We start from the raw sequence: 20,813 nt of genomic DNA, 5'->3' as shown, positions 1-20,813 counted from the left end.
GGCGGCGTCGACCGGCCGGGCACGAGGAGGGCCGAGATGACCGAGGGATCCATGACCGGCCGCCCCTACGGCGGCGCGAACGACCCATCGAACGAGGCGGGGCTGCCGGGGGAGACCCCGGAGGAGGGCCAGGTCGGCGCCGCACGGGAGCAGTCGCCCCGGGCGGCCGAGGGAGGCATGTCCGGGGACGTGACCCGGACGCCGAGCGGCCAGGACGGCGACAAACCGGGCGGCATCGCCGACGCGACCGGCCCGCAGGGCTGAGCGTCCGGTAGACCTTGCGGTCGTGCACCGCATCGCCGTCCTGGACGACTACCAGTCCGTCGCAGCCGAGTTCTGCGACTGGTCCCGGCTGCCCGAACCGGCCGAGGTGGTGACGTTCGCCGACGCCGTCGCCGATCCGGATGCGCTGGTCGCCCGGCTGCGCGGCGTCGACGTCGTCGTCGCCATGCGGGAGCGCACGCGCTTCGGCCGCGACGTGCTCGAAGGGCTGCCCGACCTGCGGTTGCTCGTCACCACCGGCATGCGGAACAAGTCGATCGACGTCGCGGCCGCCGCCGAGCTCGGCATCACCGTCTGCGGCACCGCGGCGTCGGGCACCGCCACCGCCGAGCTCACCTGGGCGCTCATCCTCGCCACCGTGCGGCACGTGCCGCAGGAGGACGCCGCCATGCGCGCCGGTGGCTGGCAGACCACGATCGGCACCGACCTGCACGGCGCCCGGCTCGGCGTCATCGGGCTGGGGCGGATCGGCGCGCAGGTGGCCCGCATCGGCGCTGCCTTCGGCATGGACGTCGTCGCGTGGAGCCAGCACCTCACCGAGGAGCGGGCCGCCGAGGTCGGCGCCCGGCTGGTGGGGAAGGACGAGCTCTTCGCGACCGCGGACGTCGTCACGGTGCACCTGCTGCTCTCCAAGCGGACCCGCGGCCTCATCGGCGCCGACGACCTGGCGCTGATGAAGCACACCGCCGTCCTGGTCAACACCAGCCGCGGCCCGATCGTGGACGAGGCCGCGCTGGTCGACGTGCTCCGCCGCGGCGCGATCGCCGGCGCGGGCCTGGACGTCTACGACGCCGAACCGCTGCCACGGGAGCACCCGCTGCGCGAGCTGCGCCGCGCGGTGCTGACCCCGCACCTGGGCTACGTCACCCGGGGCACCTACGAGGTCTTCTACGGGGAGGCCGTCGAGGACGTCGCAGCCTGGATGGCCGGCCGGCCGATCCGGGTGATCGAGCCCGCGTAGTCGGCACAATGGCCCCGTGCCGCAGACCGGACCGGGTGATCCCGGGCTGACGACGGCCGAGCTGCGGCTGGTCGCCCGGTACGCCGTCGAGTGCGCCGAGGAGGCGCTCCCGCTGTTCGAGCGGGCGCACCCCGACGACCACCGGCCGCGCGCGGCGGTCGACGCGGCGTGGGCCTTCGTCCGGGGCGCGGGCCGGTCGACGCTGCAACGGGTCACCTCGCTGGACGCGCACCGCGCCGCGAAGGCTGCCGCGACCGGGCCTGCGAAGCACGCGGCGCACGCCGCCGGTGACGCCGCCGCGGCCGCCTACCTCCACCCGCCCGGCGCCGTGCTCGGCTGGGCGTCGAGCGCCGCCCGGGCGTCCCAGGTCGGGCACATCCTGCGCGCTGCCGCGCATGCTGCCCGCGCAGCCGAGCTCGCGGCCGGCGGGGAGCCCGGCGTCGGGGACCGGCACCTCGGGCGGGCCCGGCTGCGCGCGACCCCGGACCTCGCGGACGTGGTCCGGCGCTATCCGCGCCCACCCGCAGGCACCGATCGGGTGGGGCAGCTGCTGCACGTGCTGGACGCATCGCTGCGGGAGCCCTGAGCCGCGCGCCGCGGGCACCGCCCACCCGGTGGAGCGACGCGCGCTCACCGCCCTCCGGGAAGCCATCCGGGCAGCCATCCGGGCACCCCGACGACCGCCATGGTCAGCAGGAGCGTGCCGAGGACCAGCAGGGTCGTCGCCGCCGCGAGGAGCAGGCGGACCGTCGGCCGCTGGGCGGCCACCCACCCGGTCCACCGGATGACGTGCCGACGGGCGACCGCCAGCAGCCGCTCGGCCCAGGTGAACTCCGACGCGAGCACGGCCAGCCCGGCCAGCACGGTCAGCCAGCCCGGGCCCGGCAGCGGGACGGTCACCAGGCCGACCAGGACGATCACGGTCCCGACGAACCCGACGCCCGCCCGGTACGCCTGCTCGAGCGGCCGCGAGGCCGCCAGCCGACGTCGCCAGGCCCTCTGCCGGCGCGGGTGGGGCCGGCCGGGGTCGGTCCGACCCAGGCCGACTCCGACGCCCACGCCCGTCACCCGGCGTCCCGCCGCAGCAGCGACCAGCCACCGGCCGCCAGGGCCGCCAGCGCCCAGCCGCCCAGCAGCGCCGCCGCGTGGGTGGCCGTCAGGTCCGGCTCCCCGAGCAGGGTCCAGACCGCGCCCGTCCCCGGCAGCCACTCGCCGACCTCGGCGGCCCACGTGCCGAAGGCCGGGAGCAGGAAGGGCAGCACCAGCTGCAGCAGGAACACCGTCGCCAGCGCCCCCGCCGTCGACCGCAGCAGGAAGCCGACGCCGGCGGTGAGCACGCCGCCGGCCACGAGCACCGCCGCGACCCGCCCCAGGCTGTCGGTCAGGCCACCGGAGGACAGCACGAGGTCGGGCGCGACCAGCTTCGCGAGGAGGTCGGCGATGAGGGCGAGCAGCACCCCCGCCACGGTCACCACGGCCACCGGCACGGCGACCCGAGCGGCGAGCAGCACACCCCGGCGCGGCGTCCACTGCAGCGTCGGCGCGATCGCCCCGCTGCCGTACTCGGAGGTGACCGCGAGCAGCACCAGTACCAGCAGCGCGAACTGCCCGACCAGCGTGCCGAACTCTCCGGCGACCGTCGCCGCCACCGTCGTCCCCGAGGCGTTCGACATCTCCGCCTCGTCGACGGCGGCCATGGTCCCGATGCCGACGGTCGCCACCGCGGCCGCCAGCAGGCACCACCACGTCGCGCGCACCGTGCGCAGCCGCAGCCACTCGGCGCCCGCCGCCCGCGCGAGCACCGTCGCACTGCCGGGCTGGGCCGCCCGCAGGGTCGCGGCGGTCATGCCCGCACCTGCCCGGCCGGCTCGGGGGCGGCCGCCACCCGGTACTGGACGCTGTCCCCGGTGAGGTCGAGGTAGATCTCCTCCAGGGAGTGCTGCTGCTCGGCCAGCCGGTGCACGGCCACGCCGGTCTCGAGCGCCACGTCGCCCACGGTCTCGGCGGAGGTGCCCTCGACCAGCAGGTCGCCGTCGCCGGTGGGGTGCACCCGCAGCCCCCGGCGCAGGAGGGCGCCGGCCAGGTCGTCAGCCGACGGCGTCCGCACCACGACCTTCCGGCCGGCGTGCTGGCCGCGCATCACCTCGGTGATCGGGGCGTCGGCGATCAGCCGTCCGCGGCCGATGATGACCAGGTGGTCGGCGGTCTGCTCCATCTCGCTCATCAGGTGGCTGGACAGCAGCACCGTGCGGCCCTCGTCGGCCAGCTCGCGCACCAGCCGGCGGATCCACCGGACGCCGTCGAGGTCGAGGCCGTTCATCGGCTCGTCGAACAGGAGGACGGCGGGGTCGCCGAGCAGCGCGCTGGCGATGCCCAGCCGCTGCCGCATGCCCAGCGAGTAGCCCTTCACCCGTCGCCTGGCGGCGGATCCCAGCCCGACCTGGTCGATGACCTCGTCGACCCGCCGCACCGGGATGCCGTGCGTGCGGGCGGCGACCCGGAGGTGGTCGCGGCCGCTGCGCCCCGGGTGCATCGCCTGCGCGTCGAGCAGCGCGCCGGCGGCCCGCAGCGGCTCGCCGAGGCGGGGGAACGGCCGGCCGGCCACCAGCGCCTGGCCGGAGGTGGGCCGGTCGAGCCCGAGCACCATGCGCATCGTGGTGGACTTGCCCGCGCCGTTGGGACCGAGGAAGCCGGTCACCTTGCCGGGCCGGACGTCGAAGGTCAGGTGGTCGACGGCGCGGACGGCGCCGTACTGCTTGGTCAGCTCGCGGACCTGGATCATGCGGAGCTCGCAGGGAGGAGGGGATCGGTCATGGCTGGAAGCGTTCCGGCAGCGGGCGGCCGGGCGGATCACCCCGCAGCGCCGACCCGGGTCCCCCGCGTGGGGGAGGACCGGGGCACACCGGCGGGGGAATCGCCCGGCGCTCCGGTCGGCCAGGATCGAACCGTGCCCCCGTCGACGTTCCCGCGGTCCGCGGCCGAGATCGCCACCGGGCTGCGGTCGGTCGTCGCCACCGCGGCGAGCCCCGGCTGGCCCGGCCGCGTCCTGTACGCGCTCGCGACCCTGCCGATCGGCCTCCTCTGCGCGGCCTTCTACTTCGCGCTGGTGGGCTCGGTCGTGGCGGTCATCTACGGCGTCGGGGTCCTCCTCATCCTCGCCGTGCTGGCGGCCGCCCGCGGGTTCGCCGGGCTCGAGCGCCGGCTGACCCGCACCCTCCTGGCCGTCGACATCCCCGAGGGGGAGCGCGTGCGGCACCTCCCCGGCGTCGTGGCCAAGGTGCGGCGGCTGGTGGTGTCGGCCGGCACCTGGCGGGCGGTCGGCTGGCTGGGCGTCCGGGTGCTGCTGGGCGTGGCCACGCTCGCCACCCTCTTCTTCGGCATCGTGGCGCTCACCGGCCTCTGGTTCGAGGCCCGCTGGAACGTGGTGACCGCCCTGCCGCTGCTCGCGCTGATGGCCGTCGTCGCCGTGGTGACCCTCGTGCTGCTCGACCTGGTGGTGCGGCTGGCCGCCTCGGTCGCCCCCCGGCTGCTCGGCGCCGGGGCCGAGCAGCAGATCGCGGCGCTGCAGCAGAGCAGCCGCCGGCTCGCCGACCGCAACAAGCTGGCCCGCGACCTGCACGACACCATCGGCCACGCGCTGACCGCGAGCCTGCTGCAGGCCACCGCCGCGCGGCGCACGCTCACCCCCGCCGACGACCGCCCGCCCCAGCCGGAGTTCGCCCGGCAGGCGCTCGAGCACATCGAGACCAACACCCGCAGCGCACTGGCCGAGCTCGACCGGGTGCTCACCGTCCTGCGGGCCGAGGACGGGGGCCGTGACCCCGCCCCCATCGCCGCACCCACCCTCGCCGACCTCGACGGCCTGCTCGCCGGCCTGCGCGACGGCGGCCTGCCGGTCGCCCTCGTGGTCGACGGCCAGGTCGACGACGTGCCGCCCGGCGTGCAGGAGCTCGCCTACCGGGTCGTGCAGGAGGGGACGACGAACGTGCTCCGGCACGCGGGCACCCCGCTGACCGTCGCCCAGGTCGTCCGCGACGGCGACGCGCTGGTCGTGCGCGTCTGCAACGAGCGGGCCTCGCAGCTGGACAGCCGGCCCGGCCCCGGCGGCGGGCGCGGGCTGGCCGGGCTGCGGGAGCGCACCGCCGCCGCCGGCGGCACGCTCAGCGCAGAGCCCACGCCGTCCGGCGGCTTCGAGCTGTGCGTCTCCCTCCCGCTGGCGGGCGCGGCGTGACGCTGCGGCTGGTCCTCGTCGACGACGACGTGCTCGTCCGGTCGGGGTTGCGGGTGATCCTGGAGAGCGAGCCCGACCTGACCGTGGTCGGCGACGCCGGCACCGGCCGGGTGGCCCTCGACGTGGCCGCGCGCACCGACCCCGATGTCGTCCTCATGGACGTGCGCATGCCCGACATGGACGGCATCGCCGCCACCGCCGAGCTGGTCGCCCGCGATCCGCAGCGGCCGCGCGTGCTGGTGCTGACCACCTTCGAGGACGACGACTACCTGTTCCGCTCCCTCCAGGCCGGCGCCAGCGGCTTCGCGCTCAAGCGGGCCGACCCCGACGAGCTGGTCGACGCGATCCGGGTGGTCGCCCGCGGCACCTCCCTGGTGCTGCCCGACCTGACCCGGCGGCTGATCGCCTCGCACGCGCCGTCGCGCGCCCGCGGCGCCGCCGCGCTGCCGGAGCTCACCGGCCGCGAGGCCGACGTGCTGCGGCTGGTCGCCGGTGGGCTGTCCAACGCCGAGATCGCCACCGAGCTGTTCCTCAGCCGGGAGACGGTGAAGACCCACGTCAGCAGCGTGCTGCTCAAGCTGGGCGCCCGGGACCGCACCCAGGCCGTCATCGCCGCCTACGAGAGCGGCTTCATGACCGCGTGACCCACCGAGAGCGCAGTTGCGGTCGTCGACACGGGACGACGCGCCGGCGGGAGCGGCACCACCTGCACACTCGCTACGGGGCTGGGCAAGGCCCTACGAGCTACACGAGGAAGCGGTACGCCGTCGTGCCCGGCGCCACCAGCTGGATGCGCAGCGGGCTCGCCTCGATGCGGGCCAGCAGCGCCGGCAGCCCGTCCGCGCTCCCCAGCTCGATCCCGGTCAGCGCCGCGCCGGTCTCCCGGTTGTCCCGCTTCACGTACTCGAACAGCACGATGTCGTCGTCCGGGCCGAGCACCTCGTCCAGGAACCGGCGCAGCGCACCCGGCTCCTGCGGGAACTCGACCAGGAAGTAGTGCTTGAGGCCGCGGTGCACCAGCGACCGCTCGACCACCTCGGAGTACCGGCTGACGTCGTTGTTGCCCCCCGACAGCAGGCAGACGACGGTCTGCCCCGGCTCCACGGCCACCAGGCCACCGCTCACCGCCGCCGGCGACAGCGCGCCCGCGGGCTCGGCGATGATGCCGTCGGCCTGGTACAGGTCGAGCATCTCGGTGCAGATCTGGCCCTCGGGTACGGCGAGCAGCTCGGCGCCGGAGTCGCGCACCAGCGGATAGGTCACCGTGCCCACCCGCCGCACCGCCGCGCCGTCGACGAACGTGTCCATCTCCGGCAGCTCCACCGGCTCCCCGGCGGCCAGCGCCGCCGCCATGCCGGCCGCCCCCGCGGGCTCCACCCCGACCAGCCGGGTGGTGGGGGAGTGGTGGCGCAGCCAGGTGCCGCACCCGGCCAGCAGCCCTCCGCCGCCCACCGGCAGGACGACGACGTCGGGCGCGGCGCCCAGCTGCTCGAGGAGCTCCACCGCCACCGTCGCCTGCCCGGTCACGGTGCTCAGCGCGTCGAACGCCGGCACCAGGGCCGCCCCGGTGGTGGCCGCGTCCACCGCGGCCGCGGCGGCGGCCTCGTCGTAGGAGTCGCCGGCGACGACGAGCGTGACCATGTCGCCGCCGAGCGCGGCGATCCGCTCCCGCTTCTGCCGCGGCGTCGTCCCGGGCACGTAGACCCGGCCGGGCACCTGCAGGGCGCGGCAGGCGTAGGCCACCCCCTGCCCGTGGTTGCCGGCGCTCGCGCAGACCACACCGGCCGCCCGGGCGGTGTCGTCCAGCCCGGAGATGGTGTTGTAGGCGCCGCGGATCTTGTACGAGCGGCCCACCTGCAGGTCCTCGCGCTTGAGCCACACGTCGGCGCCGGTGAGCCCGGAGAGCCGGGCGTTGCGCTGCAACGGCGTCCGCTCGGCCACCCCGGCCAGCCGGCGGCCCGCCTCCCGGACCGCGGTGGCGAAGGAGTCGGGCACCGCGTCGTCGCCAGGAGTGCTGCTCACACCGCCCATCGTCGACGACACGCCCCGTGCCCGGACGGGGAGGTCACGGTTTGGTGGGTGATCTGCCCCACGGGTGGCCGCGCGGGCCTACGGTCGGCGCCCTCGGAAGCGGCGCGCGAGGCGGTGAGGTCGATGCCCGGAGCCCTGGTCGTCTACGAATCGGTGTCCGGGGACGCGAAACGGGTGGCGATGGCGGTCGCCCACGGGCTGTGCGGCCGGTTGTCGGTCGACGTCGCCTGCGCGCGCGAGGCCCCCATCCAGGTGCTGGCCGACGTGCGGCTGCTCGTGGTCGGCGGTCCCACGCACGCCTTCGGCATGCCCCGGCCGGTCACCCGGGAGAGCGCCGTCCGGGAGCACGGAGCGGACATCCCCGACGTCCCCTTCGGGCTGCACGAGTGGCTGGACACGGTGTGGTTGCCGCGCGGCATCCAGGCCGCCGCCTTTGACACCCGGATGGACCGCCCGGTGCTGGTCACCGCGCTCGACCACGCGGCCCGGACCGAGGAGAAGCTGCTCCGCCGGCTGGGCGCGACCCTGGCCGCACCGGCCGAGCACTTCCTCGTCGCGGACGTCGTCGGCCCGCTGCTGGACGGCGAGGAGGACCGGGCCCGGCGGTGGGGGCAGGCGCTGGCGGAACTGGTGGCGCCGCACCCGATCCCGGTGCGGGGCTGAGCCGCGGACCGGTCAGAGCGGGTCGAGCAGCCGCAGGTGCGACTGGGTGCCCAGCCGCTTCTCGAAGGTCACCCGGTGCCGGCCGTCCTCCTGCACGAACCGCAACCGGTCGACGAGCGCGCGCATCAGCACCAGTCCGCGCCCCTGGTCGTCCAGCGGCGCGGTGGGGGTGTCCTCGGCGGAGCCGACGTCGAAGCCGGCGCCGCCGTCGAGCACGCTGATCCGGCACACCGCCTCGTCGATCGAGACGGCGACCTCGTAGGCCCCGTGCTCGGCGGCGTGGTCGACGACGTTCGCGCAGGCCTCGGTGAGCGCCAGCAGGATCTCGTCCATGGCAGTCTGCGGCACCGCCGAGTGCTCGAGCGCCTGCCGCAGCAGCCCGCGCGCCAGCGGCACGCTGTGCGCGTCGGTGGGCAACCGCACGCTGAAGTCGATGTTCACGGTCGCCCTCCCCTTCCCCGGTGGCCTACCCTCGGACCCCGGGGCGATGTGGTGCGGGAGGTGAACAGTGCTGTTCGACGTGGAGCGCACGACGGTCGCCGGGCGACCGGGCCTCACCGTACGGGGTGAGCTGGACATCGCCACGGCCCCGCAGCTGGCCGAGGCCGCCGAGGCACTGCTGGCCACCGCGCCCGAGGCGGTCGTGGTCGACCTGACGCCGACGGTCTTCCTCGACTCCTCCGGCGCCCGCACCCTCATCTCCGTCGCTCGCCGGGCCGCTGCCGTCGGCGCCGAGCTGCACGTCCTCGCTCCCCGGAGCAACCGCCCCGTGCGGCTGCCGATCGAGCTGCTGAAGCTCGAGGCGGTGGTGCCGATCGTGGATTCCGTCGGCGACCTGCCCGACCCCGTCGCCACGTAACGTCCCCTCGGTGACGAGCTCCCCAGCAGGCCCCACCACCGTCGACGACGACGCGCTCGCCCGCTGCGCCGAGGAGCCGATCGCCGTCCCGGGCGCGGTGCAGCCGCACGGTGTGCTCCTCGCGGTGGCCGAGCCCGGCCTCGGGGTCGTCGTCGCCTCCGCCAACGCCGCGCACCTCTTCGGCCGCCCGGTCGCCGGCAGTTCGCTCGACGAGCTGCTCCAGCCGGCCGACGCCGCTCGGTTGCGCGCGGGTCTGGCGGGCGACCTCGCCGAGCTGAACCCCCTGCGGGTGCGGGTGGCCGGCACCGACGTCGACCTCGTCGCGCACCGCGCCGACGGGCTGCTGGTCACCGAGTGGGAACCGGTCCGCGGCGCCGAGGAGGCCGGGAGCGCCTGGCACCGCCGGCTGCCGAGCGTGCTGCAGCGTCTGTCGGCCGCAGGCACCCTCGACGAGCTGTCCGACGTGCTGGCCCGCGACCTGCGCGCGCTCACCGGCTTCGACCGGGTGATGGTCTACCGCTTCGACTCCGCGTGGAACGGCGAGGTGATCGCCGAGGACCGCCGCGCGGACCTCGATCCCTTCCTGGGCCTCTGGTACCCCGCCAGCGACATCCCGGCCCAGGCCCGGGCGCTCTACGCCGCCAACTGGATGCGGCTGATCCCCGACGCCACCTACCAGCCGGTCCCGCTGGAGCCCGGGACGGTCGAGGGACGCCCGCTGGACCTCTCCGGAGCGATGCTGCGCAGCGTCTCGCCGGTGCACCTGGAGTACCTGGCCAACATGGGTGTGGTCGCCTCCATGTCGATCTCGCTGATCGACCGCGGCAGGCTCTGGGGCCTCATCGCCTGCCACCACTACGCCGGCCCGCGCCGCCCCTCCTACACCGACCGGATCGCTGCCGAGTTCCTCGGGCGCACCGCCTCGCTGTTGCTGCCCACGACTGTGGTCGCCGGTGAGCAGAGCGGCGTCGTCGAGGTCGCCCAGCGGCAGGCCGAGCTCGCTGCCGCCATCGGCCGTGCCCCGCGCAGGCCGGGCAAGGCCCTCACCGAGGGCGACGTCACCGCGGTGGACCTGATCCCCGCCGGCGGCGCGGCCGTGCGGATCGGCGGTGAGCTCCACCTGCTCGGCACCACCCCGCCGGCGGATCGGGTGGTCCCGCTCGTGCGGGCGCTGCTCGACGCCGGGGTACCCGCCACCGACACCGTCAGCCGGGTCGCTCCCGAGGCGGCCGATCTCGCCGGCACCGCCAGCGGCGTCCTGGTGGCCGAGGTGGCCGAGGTGGCCGGCGGCCGTGGGGACTTCGTCGCCTGGTTCCGGCCGGAGACGCTGCGCGAGGTGACCTGGGGCGGCAACCCGCACACCCCGAAGACGGCGCAGACCGACGCCGGGCCGCGGCTGAGCCCGCGCCGCTCGTTCGACGCCTGGAGCGAGACGGTGCGCGAGACGGCGCAGCCGTGGCGCGCGCACGAGGTCGCCGCCGCGCGCGCCTTGGCCGGCCTGCTCACCGAGACCGCCGTGAACCGTGCGACGGAGGACAACCGGCTGTCCGCCGCCCTGCAGCGCACGCTGCTGCTGGAGCAGCTGCCGACGGTGCCCGGCGTGGAGCTGGCCGCCCGTTACCTGCCCAGCGAGTTCGACGTCGTCGGCGGTGACTGGTACGACCTGGTGCCGCTGCCCGGTGGCCGGGTGTCGATCGTGCTGGGCGACGTCGCCGGGCACGGGCTCGCCGCCGCGGCGATCACCGCCCAGCTCCGGCACGCGCTGCGCGCCCACCTGCTGCGCGCCGCCGGCCCGGCCGCCGCCCTCGACGGGCTGAACCAGCTCATCGCCGCGCTGCTGCCCGGTGAGCTCGCGACCGCCGTCGTCGTGGAGCTGGACCCGGCCACCGGCGCGGTGGCCATCGCCAACGCCGGGCACCTGCCCGTGCTGCACGCGAGCGGCGGCGACGCCGATTACCTGCACGAGGGCCGGGGTCCGGCACTGGGGCTGCTGGACGTCGCCGGCTACCGAGAGGCACGGCTGATCCTCCAGGGCGACGACCGCCTGCTGCTGGTCAGCGACGGGCTCGTCGAGCGTGGGGCGGGAGGGCTGACCGCCGGGCTGGAGCAGCTGCGCGCAACCGTCGCGGGAGGGCCGGTGGAACCGCAGGCCCTGCTCGACGCGGTGCTCGCCGCGCTCGACCCACCGCGGACCGACGACGTGACGTTGCTCGGGATCGCCCGCACCTGAGCCATCGCGTGTGTCCGTGCCGCGGGGGCGGCGCGTGCTGAGGCACCCTGCTCGCGTGCGGAACGGGACGACGGGCCGCCCGGCGCGGCCCGGCAGCGCGCCGGGCTTCGTGCTGGTGTTGCTCGGCCTCGCCGTCGCCGTGGGCACGCTCGCGGTCGCCTGGGCACCGGCCGTGGGCGACGGGCGCCACGAGGTGTGCACGTCGCGCGGCGCGCCGTACTCCCCGCCCCACGAGTCCTGGCGGGTGGCGGGGACCGCGTCCGCCTGGCCGATCGGCGTGGTCTGCACCTGGACCGAGCCGGGCACGGGGGACGTCGTGCGCCAGGAGCCGGCGTGGGCGCCCACGGTCGTCGCCGGAACGCTCACCCTGCTCGGCTGCGGGTGGTTCGCCGCCGCCGCCGGGAGCCGTGTAACGGGTGCAGTACGAAGGGTGCGGGCGGCGGAGCGGCGGGCCGGTTCCGGCCGGGTGTCGCCCTAGCGTCGGCGGTCGGCCCCGTGCGGGAGGCGGACCTGCCCACGTCGGAGGAGTGCGAGCGTGACCCTTTCCACTCGGTGGGCTCCTCGGCTCGCTGCCCCCGCCCGCCGTCTCGGGACGGCGATGCTCCTCGTCGCGGCGCTCGCCGCCTGCGGTACCGAGCCGGGCACCCCGGCCGCGGCGCCCGCGTCGACCACCCCGCCGCCTCCGCCGGTGCTGTGGCCGCTCACCGGCCTGGACAGCCAGGGCACCGACGTCTACCGGCCCGCGCTGGCGGTGAAGATCGAGAACTCGGTCGACGCCCGCCCGCAGACGGGGCTCAACGCCGCCGACATGGTGTGGGAGCAGGTCGTCGAGGGCGGCATCCCCCGTTACGTCGCCGTCTACCACTCCACCGTGCCGGCCGAGATCGGCCCGGTGCGCTCGGTGCGGCCCATGGACGCCGCCATCGCCGCCCCGCTGGGCGGGCTCTTCGCCTTCTCCGGCGGGCAGCGGCCGTTCGTCGACGCCGTTGCGGCCTCGGGGCTGCAGGTGGTCAGCCAGGACGCCGGCGCCGGCGGCTTCCACCGGCTGCCCGGCCGGTCCGCCCCGCACAACACCTACGCCGATCCGCACGCGTTCCTGGCGCAGGCCGACCAGGCCCACGGGAAGCCGCCCGGCGGCCAGTTCCTCCTGGCCCGGACCCCGGAGGAGGCGGGCGCGGTGCTGGCGGGTGTGCCCACCGGCGTCGTGGACCTGAAGCTCTCCGGCATCAGCCGGCCGCGCTGGACGTGGAGCCCGCCCGACGGTCGCTGGGTGCGCGCGGAGGCCGGCGTCCCCGCGGTCGAGGCCGACGGCACGCCGCTGCGCGCGACCAACGTCGTGGTCCTGCGGGTCGAGGTCGTCGACACCGCGTTCACCGACCCGGCCGGCAACCCGGTGCCGGAGACGGTGATGGTCGGCGGGGGAGAGGCGCTCGTCGCCACGGGCGGCAAGACGCTCGCCGCCACCTGGGCCAAGGGCGGCCCGGCGGATCCGGTCGCGCTGACCGGGCCGGACGGCAACCCGGTGTTCCTCGCCCCCGGCACGACCTGGGTGGAGCTGGTGCCGGTCCGGACCGGGTCGGTCACAGTCGGCTGAGCCGACGGCGAGGGGCCGGCCGCGGGTTCAGGCGGCGCTGCGGGCGTGCACCCGGGCGTGCACCCAGCCCGCGAGGCAGTGCAGCGCGGAGTGCTGCTCGGCCGAGGCATACCCCTGCTCGAACTGGATGGCCTCGAGCAGCGCGGTGCTGTCGACGTCGCCACCCCGGAAGAAGCGGTCCAGCACCTGCCCGGAGTCGGTGTGGCTGGTGAAGAAGCCGGCGATGCCGAGCGCGACGGCATCGGACACCGCGATGGTGACCGGGGCGTGCGCCATCGACCCGCGCCGGTCGAGGACCTCCTGGACGGCGGTCATGACCTGGTTCTCGGTGGCGGGCACCGTGGCCCGGCAGGCGATGCGCAAGACGTTCCTCCTTGAAATCGTTGTGCTCTCAAGGAATCGACCGAAGCGGTTCCGTGCTGCATCCCCCGTCCGGGTCAGGCGGTCAGCAGGCCGGTCGGCTGCTCGATGAGGCGGCCGGAGTCCAGTGCGCAGGCCAGCGCCTTCTCCAGCACCGGCGTCACCGAGGCGGCGCGCCGCTTGTAGCCGAAGACCGTGGCGGTCGCGGTCAGCAGCTCCTCGCGCTGCATCCCCGCGGCCGCCCGGCACAGCGCCGCCATCGCGTTCGCGACCTCCTCCGGTGCCACGTGCTCGAGCGGCCGGTCGGTGCTCGACACCTGCCGGCGGAACCCGGTCCAGGTGGCCCGGTCGATCCCCTCGGGCCACAGGTGCTCCCCGTCGACGGCCGACGGCGGCAGCAGGGACAGCAGCATCTGCTTGCGCGCCGCCGTGGCCCGGTTGAGCCCGAACGCGCCCACGGTGAGCTTGGCCAGCCGGTCCACGTGGACCGGCCCCTCGGCCTTGATGCCGGCGACCATCACCCGGCGCACCGCGCGCGCGGCCTTCGAGGCCGGCAGCTCGTCGAGCACCGACTTCTCGCCGGCGGTCTTGGGGATCCACGGCACGAACGGTGTCTCGCCCTCCAGGGCGGTCGGTCCGGCGGGCTTCTTCGCGGCCGCCTTGGGCGCCGGGCGGGCGGTCGCTGTCGGCACCGCCATCGAGGTCACCGAGGAGCGCAGCGCGGCCACGCCCTTGAACGACTCGACGGCGGCGGTGGGCAACGGCACCGGGTCGGGCGCCGGCCGGGTGACCGCGGGGGCGGCGTCCACAGCGGCGACCAGCCGGTCGACGACGGAGGCCGGATCGGCCAGCCACGCCGGCAGCCACACCCGCTCGACGACCGGCCAGCGCAGCATGTCGCCCAGCACCTCCGGCGGCAGACCGTCCCGGTCGCCGACCGTGCCGCGGCGCGCCCACGCCGGCCCGTCCAGCAGCACCGCCATCTGCGGGCTCTCCGGGTCGGCGGCTCGACTGATCGACAGGTCGATCCGGAACTCCGAGAGGCCGACGTCGGTGCGCACGACCAGCCCGCGCTCGCGCAGCGCGGCCGCGATCTGCTCGCGGTGCCGGTCGACCACCGCCCCCGAGCGCGGTGAGCGCGGCAGCACGTCGGTGCCCTGCTCGGCCATGTCGAGGTAGGCCCGCAGGTGCTTGATGCCCACCGAGGAGGTCTCCTCGGCCCGCAGCTGCGCCGGGTCGAAGGAGGTGAAGACGACGACCTGGCGCCGGGCCCGGGTGATCGCCACGTTGAGCCGGCGCTCGCCGCCCTGCCGGTTCAGCGGGCCGAAGTTCAGCGGCAGCGTGCCGTCGGCGGTGGGGGAGAAGCCGGTGGAGAAGAAGACGACGTCGCGCTCGTCGCCCTGCACGTTCTCCAGGTTCTTGACGAACAGGCCCTCGCCGTCGGTGCGGTCGAGCGCGGCGGAGAGCCGGTCGTCGTCGGCGTCGCGCAGCAGCGCCTCGATGTAGGAGCGCTGCTGGGCGTTGAAGGTGACCACGCCGATCGAGGGGACGGCGTCGATGCCCTCCCACTGCGGAACGGCGTCGAAGCGGCGGCGGATCTCGGCGACGATCGCCTTCGCCTCGACCGGGTTGGTGCGCAGCAGCCGGCCGGCACCCGAGCGGTGGAACGTCCCGGGCACCCGCACCAGCGAGACCCCGCGCCCGTCGGGCTCGGCCGAGGCGCGCCCGTGCGTGGGCGCCGGGAAGGAGGAGAGCCGGCTGTCGTAGTACTGGGCGTTGGAGAAGGCGATGAGCGACTCGTCCTGGCTGCGGTAGTGCCACGACAGCCAGTGCCGCGGCACCCGCGCCTGCACGCACTCGCCGAGGATCGACTCCTCGTCCTCGACCGCGGTCTCCACCAGCTCCACCGAGTCGTCGCTCGCCGTGGTCGTCGGCTCGAGGAACGACGTCGGCGGCATCTGCTTGGAGTCACCGACCACCACGGCGGCCCGGGCCCGGCCCAGGGCCCCGATGGCGTCGGCCACCCGGATCTGCGAGGCCTCGTCGAAGACGACCAGGTCGAACTGGTCGGCCCGCGCCGGGAAGAACCGGGCCACCGAGTCCGGCGACACCAGCACGCACGGCATGACGGCGGTGATCAGCTCCCCGTACCGGGCCAGCAGTTGCCGCACGCCCAGGCCGCGCCGCTGCTTGGCCAGCTCCCGCTGCAGCGCGCCGACCTGGCCGGTGCCCATCGCGGCGTCGAAGGGCCTCGCGGCCAGCACCGACGCCGGCAGCGCGGCCGTCAGGTGCTGGCGGACGGCCCGCGAGGCCTCGGTGAACCGGGCGATCGCCGCCTCGTGGGCCTCGGCGTCGAAGGCGTCCAGCCCGGTGGCGACCAGCCGCTCGGCCACCGACGCGGTCGCCAGGCCGCGGTCCAGCGCGCGCACCGCGTCGTCGGCCGCGACGGCGCCGGTGATCAGCATCGTCCGGGCGTCGAAGAGCCCGGCGTAGCGCAGCGGCTCCAGGGTGTCGAGGAAGGAGACCCAGCGGCGCAGGGACACGAGCACCGAGCGCTCCGCGCCGGACCCGGACGGGGTCAGCAGGCCGCGCTCCGGGCGGGTCATCGACCAGCGGAGCACCAGGCCGTCCTCACCGGCCCAGGCGGCGAGCTGGTCCGACGAGCTGCGGCAGACGGCCAGCAGCGACGTGAGGGCGTCGCGCAGCCGCGCGACGGCTTCGGCGGGCTCCGGTGCGGCGGGCATGCCGGCGACGATCAGCTTGCGCAGCGCGACGTGGAAGGGCGAGGACCCGTCGACGGCGATGCCGGCGCGGCGCAGCCACTCCACCTGGCGCTCGAGCAGCCCGGGGTCGGTGAAGGGGTTCCAGCTCGGCGGCGCGGTCAGCCCCGGCACGGAGCCGACCCGGCCGGCGATCGCCTGCACCGCCGTCTGCACCCGCCACAGGTTCTCCACCAGCAGCGGGACGTCCCTGGGCCGCACCTTCGCCCCCGGTCGCAGGGCGGCGGCGATCTCGTCGCGCACCGCGACCAGCCGCTTCCGGCGGCCCCACCACCCGGAGGCCGCGGCCGTCTGCGCGCGGACGTAGATCTCGGCCAGGGGCAGTGCGAGCACCTCGGGGGTCGCGACGTCGAGGCCGGGGTGCCGGAACGCGGTGAAGGCGGCGACCTCGCCGAGCACCGCGCCGGTCGCCGTGGTCCAGCGGCCGCTGAACGTCTCGTCGAGCACGTCGAGGCCCACCGGGGGGCCCGAGAGCAGGTGCACCAGCGCGTCGAGGTCCTCCGGCGTCCGGACGTGGCGGAGCACGCCGCCGAGCTCGGGGAACCCGGACACCTCGCGGACCGCCGCGTCGACCTCGGCCGCGGCCGCGCGGGCCGCCGGCAGGTCGATCTCGGGGGAGTCGACGAACGCCCACGGGTGCCGCGGCGACGGCCGGGTGAGGTCGGCGATGTCGGGCAGCAGCGCCAGCGCCCGGCGGACGGCGGTCAGCACCTCGGCCGGGGCGTTGGCCACGAACGGCTCGGGCACCGGGAGCGCGGGGACGTCGGTGCCGGCGGTGAGCTCCGCGGTGCGCGCGGTGTACAGCGACAGGCCGACGGCGTTCTCGGCGTGCAGCCGGTCGGCGTAGCGGGCCAGCTGCCGGCGGGCCGAGCGCAGCGTCTCCGAGTCGGTGGCCAGCCCCTGCTCGTCGACGGCGATCGCGTGCTCCAGCGCCAGCCGGATCTGCGCCCGGACCATCGACGCGCGCGACCCCTTGTCGTGCAGGTCGAGGGCGAACATGCCCATGCCCACGGCGTCCAGCCGACGGGCCACGACGTCGAGCGCGGCGCGCTTCTCGGCGACGAACAGCACGCGCTTGCCGTCGGCGACCGCGCGGGTGAGCAGGTTGGTGATGGTCTGCGACTTGCCGGTGCCGGGCGGGCCCTCCAGCACGAAGGTGCGGCCGGCGGTGGCCTCGGCGATCGCGCGCAGCTGGGAGGCGTCGGCGGGGACGGGCAGCCGGCCGGCGAGCTCGTCGAGGTCCACGTGGGCGGCGGAGTCGCGCGCCGGGTCGAGGAAGGGCTCGGTCGGCTCGTGCACGAGGTGGTGCACCAGCGGGTTCCGGCTGAAGTCGCCCCAGTGCTCGTCGAGGTCCTTCCAGAGGCGGTACTTGGCGAACTGCAGGATCGCCAGGTCCGCCGTCGCCTCGACCCGGTAGGGCAGGCCGTGGCCGACGAGGCCCACCCGCACCGCCTCCAGGGCGCGCTCGAGGTCCGGGGTGCTCTCCGCGGTGTCGCTCAGCGCCGGGACCACCAGGCCGTGCACCTGGCGCAGCTTCTCCAGGAGGCAGTAGTTCGGGGTGCTCGCCCCGGACTCGTCCAGCGACAGCCGGTAGGAGCCGGTGCGCCCGACCGGCGCGAGGACGACCGGCACCAGCAGCAGCGGGGAGCGCAGCGGTCGGCCGTCGAGCTCCCACACCAGCGAGCCGAGCGCCAGGTAGAGGTTGTTGGCGCCGGTCTCCTCCTGCACCGTCTTGGCCCGGTAGGCGAGGTTGCGCAGCCGGGGCAGGTACCCGCCGGAGGTGACGTCGGCGTGCACCTCGCGCCGCTCGACCAGCAGCTCGGTGAGCCGCTCGGCGGGCAGGTCGCCGGCGCCGGCGAGCCCGCGCTCGGTCTGCACGGCCGCCAGCCGGTCGCCCGGCAGCAGCGTGATCGGGGTGCCGTCGTGGATGAAGTTGTCCAGGATCGGCAGCGCGGTGCCCGGCAGCGTGAGGGGCAGCCCGGCGCGCTCGGTGTAGTTGATCAGCCGGTTGCGCAGGCTCAGGTCCAGCAGCGCGTTCTTCCACTGCTGCACCCGGGGCGGCGCCTCGGGACGGCTCGGCTGGTGGGCCGGCACCGGCCCGGCGGGGAACGCCGGGGCGCTGTGCTCGGCCGGCCGGTACTCCACGACCTGCAGCAGGCCCTCCGGCGTCCGGGCGCGCGCCGGCAGCGGGAGGATGCCGTCGCGCCGGGCGCGGTGGACGTCGGTGACGCCGAGGACGCGCTCGAGCTCGCCGGCGAGCCAGCGCTCGTACGCCGGGGCGTGCAGGTCGGCGCCGGGCTCGCCCGCGCCGGTGAGCAGCGTGGTCTCGACCAGGCCGATCAGCCCGAGGTCGACCAGGTTGACCAGTGGCGCGCCGTCGGTCGTGGCGGCGGACTCGGAGCTGCGCTCCTCCCGCCAGTAGCCGAGGAAGGCGTGCGCCCCGCCCGCCATCGCCCCGCCCGCCGGCACCCCGCCGGCGCCCTCGGCCAGCCAGAGCAGCGGCCGGATGCCGGCCTGCTCGAGCGCCGCCGCGAGGAGGACGACGGCGTCCAGGGGCGTGGCCACCCGCCAGGTGAGGACGTCGCCGGGGGAGCGCACCTGCTGGCCGAGGTCGGCCCAGCTCAGCGGCGGCTCGGAGTGGCGGACCCCGCGGCGGCGCACGACCTCGGCCAGCGCCGCGACCACCTCGTCCACCCGCTCGGCGGTGGCCGCGTAGCCGACCATGGCGCCGCTGCCGGTCCGCTCCGCCAGCAGCTCGCCGGCCTCGGTGACCAGCCCGGTCACCGCGGGGTGGTTGGGCATGACGTGCGCGGCGAGCATCTCGAGCGCCAGCGGCAGGGGAGTGGCCAGCCACTGGTTGGCGGCGAGGACCTGCACCGGCGCGGAGGCCTCGCCGATCAGCGTGTCGTCGAGCCACACCTCGACGTCGACGACGCCGGGGCGCTGCTCCTCGACGTGCAGCATCGCGGCCGGGTCCATGACCAGGCCGATCCCGGTGAGCACCGTGGTGCGGCCGCCGTCGACGTCGGCCAGCAGCTCGACGGCCTGCGCGATCGGCCCCTCGGCGTCGCGCACCGACAGGCGCACGGTGACCCCGCGCAGCGAGCGCTGCGAGGTGAGCGCCAGGCGCGACACGACCGGGATGCGGTTGTGCGCCAGCGCGTAGCTGAGCACCGGCGTGGAGGTCAGCTCGATGGAGACCACCGTCGGCGGCGCGACGACATCACCGAGCTGGATGTCGGCAGGGCTCTCCATGTCACCTGTCTACCGGGTCGGACGGACTGGTCCGCCCATGGTCCCCGACGGGAGGGGCGGATGTGACAGGAGAGCCCGATCGTTGCCGGGGATCACAGATCCGCGGCCAGTCGACGGTTCCGATCCCAGCCGGTCCTGCCGATGGCGGGCCGCCGTCCCGCCGGGTGCCGGACAGGGGCATGCGGATCGTCTGCCTCTGGGTGCAGGAGCACTCAGAGGCAGAGCGTCGATGGAGGGGTGCCGGTCCCCGGGTTGCCGAGGGGCGGCCCGGCGCGGCAGGTTGCCCGTCATGAGCACTCCGCGACGGCACGACTCCGGGCTGGCGGTCGAGGAGCGCGGGCACGTCCGCGTGCTCACGCTCGACCGGCCCGAGCGGCGCAACGCGCTCTCCACCGAGCTGCAGGCCGACCTCGTGGAGGAGCTGCTGCGGGTCGCCGAGGAAGGGGTGCGCGCGGTCGTGCTCACCGGTACCGGGCCGGCGTTCTGCGCCGGTTTCGACCTGAAGGAGATTCGCGCCGCCGACCAGCGGGGCGAGCGGTTCCGGCCGCCGATGAACCGGCCGGCGCGGTCGGTGTTCGAGGTCGTCACCGAGACGCCCGTCCCGGTGCTCGCCGCCCTCAACGGCCCGGCGGTCGCCGGCGGGTTCGAGCTGGCGCTCGCCTGCGACCTGCGGATCGCCTCGCCGGCGGTGCGCTTCGCCCTGCCCGAGGCGGCGATCGGCATGGGAGCGAACTTCGGCTCGGTCGTGCTCCCCAAGCGGATCCCGGTGGGCATCGCGCTGGAGCTGCTGTTCACCGGCGACCCGATCGACGCCACGGAGGCCCAGCGCTGGGGGCTGGTGAACCGGCTGGTCGCGCCCGACGAGGTGCTGCCCGCGGCGCTGGAGCTGGCCGACCGGATCGCCGGCAACGCGCCGATCTCCGTCCGGCGGATGAAGGAGACCGCGATCAAGGCGCTGGAGCTGCCGCTCTGGCAGGGGCTGCGGCTCGACGTCGGCCCCAACCCCTACCTCAGCGAGGACCGCGCCGAGGGGATCGCCGCCCGGCTGGAGAAGCGCCCGCCCCGCTGGACCGGCCGCTGAACCCGACCGTGGGCGCGGATGGGCAGATCCGCGGCCGGGATCTGCCGATCCGCGCACGAGGCAGGTCCGGGGAGCGGAATCCGGAACCGGGTCGCTCATGACGTTCGGGTAACGGCTCGTCCCACCTGTCAGATCCGACTGCAACCCGGGGCTGCGGCCTGCGAGGGTCCGTCTGTCCGTGCCGGTACCGACCCCGAGGAGACGACATGACCTGCGCGCACTGCGGAGCCGTGCACCAGCGAGGCCGCTACTGCGTCGGCTGCGGCAAGACCATGCCGCCGTCGTCGCTGCCGCCCCGCCCGGTCCGCCTGGCCCCGCGCCCGCCCTACGAGGTCACCGACGACATGACCCAGCCGGTGCTGCGCTTCGACGTCCGGCCGCGGCGCGCGCACGCCCAGGAGAACCTGCCGGCCCAGGCCGGCTGAGCCGAGCGGCCGTCGCGGTCAGGGCCTCGTCACCCGTCCGGGTGACGAGGCTCACTGCTAG

19 protein-coding genes are annotated in these 20,813 nt (G+C 75.8%); 12 read left to right on the top strand and 7 right to left on the bottom strand.

Annotated elements, in window-relative coordinates:
• Positions 1-36 precede the first annotated feature (36 nt).
• The 3 genes from ACI79K_RS00650 to ACI79K_RS00640 are packed head-to-tail and all read left to right on the top strand — an operon-like array spanning position 37 to position 1,829.
• Positions 37-264: a hypothetical protein gene (locus tag ACI79K_RS00650; RefSeq protein ID WP_456588546.1), complete on the top strand. Its 228-nt coding sequence runs from the start codon at positions 37-39 to the stop codon at positions 262-264.
• 22 nt (positions 265-286) lie between these two features.
• Positions 287-1,243 (top strand): D-2-hydroxyacid dehydrogenase family protein, encoded by a 957-nt coding sequence (locus ACI79K_RS00645; protein ID WP_456598629.1) that lies wholly within the window; start codon positions 287-289, stop codon positions 1,241-1,243.
• Positions 1,244-1,259: 16 nt separating this feature from the next.
• A complete protein-coding gene (locus ACI79K_RS00640; RefSeq protein WP_456598628.1) occupies positions 1,260-1,829 on the top strand; it encodes a putative immunity protein in 570 nt (189 codons plus the stop codon).
• A 44-nt stretch (positions 1,830-1,873) separates the two neighbouring features.
• On the opposite strand, the gene ACI79K_RS00635 is transcribed toward ACI79K_RS00640, so the two are convergent.
• The 3 genes from ACI79K_RS00635 to ACI79K_RS00625 are packed head-to-tail and all read right to left on the bottom strand — an operon-like array spanning position 1,874 to position 4,025.
• Complete coding sequence (locus tag ACI79K_RS00635) at positions 1,874-2,302, bottom strand: TIGR02611 family protein (protein WP_456598627.1); 429 nt, start codon at positions 2,300-2,302, stop codon at positions 1,874-1,876.
• A 5-nt stretch (positions 2,303-2,307) separates the two neighbouring features.
• Positions 2,308-3,090: a hypothetical protein gene (locus tag ACI79K_RS00630; protein ID WP_456598626.1), complete on the bottom strand. Its 783-nt coding sequence runs from the start codon at positions 3,088-3,090 to the stop codon at positions 2,308-2,310.
• The gene (locus tag ACI79K_RS00625; protein ID WP_456598625.1) at positions 3,087-4,025 is read right to left on the bottom strand and encodes an ABC transporter ATP-binding protein; all 939 of its coding nucleotides are present in this window, start codon (positions 4,023-4,025) and stop codon (positions 3,087-3,089) included. Before ACI79K_RS00625 ends, ACI79K_RS00630 begins: the two co-directional genes overlap by 4 nt.
• Before the next feature lie 165 nt (positions 4,026-4,190).
• Between ACI79K_RS00625 and ACI79K_RS00620 the strand changes: the two genes are divergently transcribed.
• Both ACI79K_RS00620 and ACI79K_RS00615 read left to right on the top strand, forming a co-directional pair.
• A complete protein-coding gene (locus tag ACI79K_RS00620; RefSeq protein WP_456598624.1) occupies positions 4,191-5,474 on the top strand; it encodes a sensor domain-containing protein in 1,284 nt (427 codons plus the stop codon).
• A complete protein-coding gene (locus ACI79K_RS00615; protein ID WP_456598623.1) occupies positions 5,471-6,118 on the top strand; it encodes a response regulator in 648 nt (215 codons plus the stop codon). The genes ACI79K_RS00620 and ACI79K_RS00615 overlap by 4 nt, the downstream gene beginning before the upstream one ends.
• Before the next feature lie 100 nt (positions 6,119-6,218).
• Here the strand turns inward: ACI79K_RS00615 and ilvA are convergent, their stop codons facing one another.
• Positions 6,219-7,496, bottom strand: a complete 1,278-nt coding sequence (gene ilvA, locus ACI79K_RS00610; RefSeq protein ID WP_456598622.1) for a threonine ammonia-lyase IlvA — start codon at positions 7,494-7,496, stop codon at positions 6,219-6,221.
• A 132-nt stretch (positions 7,497-7,628) separates the two neighbouring features.
• On the opposite strand from ilvA, the gene ACI79K_RS00605 reads away from it, so the two are divergent.
• Positions 7,629-8,168, top strand: coding sequence for a flavodoxin family protein (locus ACI79K_RS00605; RefSeq protein ID WP_456598621.1), 540 nt, complete (start codon positions 7,629-7,631; stop codon positions 8,166-8,168).
• Positions 8,169-8,180: 12 nt separating this feature from the next.
• Here the strand turns inward: ACI79K_RS00605 and ACI79K_RS00600 are convergent, their stop codons facing one another.
• Positions 8,181-8,609 (bottom strand): ATP-binding protein, encoded by a 429-nt coding sequence (locus ACI79K_RS00600; protein WP_456598620.1) that lies wholly within the window; start codon positions 8,607-8,609, stop codon positions 8,181-8,183.
• A gap of 67 nt (positions 8,610-8,676) precedes the next feature.
• Here ACI79K_RS00600 and ACI79K_RS00595 point away from each other — a divergent pair, with 67 nt between their 5' ends.
• The 4 genes from ACI79K_RS00595 to ACI79K_RS00580 are packed head-to-tail and all read left to right on the top strand — an operon-like array spanning position 8,677 to position 12,851.
• Positions 8,677-9,027, top strand: coding sequence for an STAS domain-containing protein (locus ACI79K_RS00595; RefSeq protein WP_456596325.1), 351 nt, complete (start codon positions 8,677-8,679; stop codon positions 9,025-9,027).
• 10 nt (positions 9,028-9,037) lie between these two features.
• Positions 9,038-11,257: a SpoIIE family protein phosphatase gene (locus ACI79K_RS00590; protein WP_456598619.1), complete on the top strand. Its 2,220-nt coding sequence runs from the start codon at positions 9,038-9,040 to the stop codon at positions 11,255-11,257.
• Positions 11,258-11,312: 55 nt separating this feature from the next.
• A complete protein-coding gene (locus ACI79K_RS00585) occupies positions 11,313-11,735 on the top strand; it encodes a hypothetical protein (protein WP_456596327.1) in 423 nt (140 codons plus the stop codon).
• A 57-nt stretch (positions 11,736-11,792) separates the two neighbouring features.
• Complete coding sequence (locus ACI79K_RS00580; RefSeq protein WP_456598618.1) at positions 11,793-12,851, top strand: DUF3048 domain-containing protein; 1,059 nt, start codon at positions 11,793-11,795, stop codon at positions 12,849-12,851.
• Between the two features lie 27 nt (positions 12,852-12,878).
• Here the strand turns inward: ACI79K_RS00580 and ACI79K_RS00575 are convergent, their stop codons facing one another.
• The gene (locus ACI79K_RS00575) at positions 12,879-13,214 is read right to left on the bottom strand and encodes a hypothetical protein (RefSeq protein ID WP_456588561.1); all 336 of its coding nucleotides are present in this window, start codon (positions 13,212-13,214) and stop codon (positions 12,879-12,881) included.
• Positions 13,215-13,288: 74 nt separating this feature from the next.
• Positions 13,289-19,246 carry a DUF4011 domain-containing protein gene (locus tag ACI79K_RS00570; protein ID WP_456598617.1) on the bottom strand — a complete coding sequence of 1,986 codons (5,958 nt, stop codon included), beginning with the start codon at positions 19,244-19,246 and terminating at the stop codon, positions 13,289-13,291.
• A 289-nt stretch (positions 19,247-19,535) separates the two neighbouring features.
• Here ACI79K_RS00570 and ACI79K_RS00565 point away from each other — a divergent pair, with 289 nt between their 5' ends.
• Both ACI79K_RS00565 and ACI79K_RS00560 read left to right on the top strand, forming a co-directional pair.
• The gene (locus ACI79K_RS00565; RefSeq protein ID WP_456588563.1) at positions 19,536-20,327 is read left to right on the top strand and encodes an enoyl-CoA hydratase/isomerase family protein; all 792 of its coding nucleotides are present in this window, start codon (positions 19,536-19,538) and stop codon (positions 20,325-20,327) included.
• A 206-nt stretch (positions 20,328-20,533) separates the two neighbouring features.
• On the top strand, positions 20,534-20,752 hold the full coding sequence (locus ACI79K_RS00560; RefSeq protein ID WP_456588564.1) for a hypothetical protein: 219 nt from the start codon (positions 20,534-20,536) through the stop codon (positions 20,750-20,752).
• The last annotated feature ends 61 nt before the right edge of the window (positions 20,753-20,813 follow it).

The organism is Blastococcus sp. SYSU DS0616, assembly GCF_054051015.1.
Note: the sequence above shows the minus strand (reverse complement) of the source record. Positions and strands in the feature narration are given on the sequence as shown.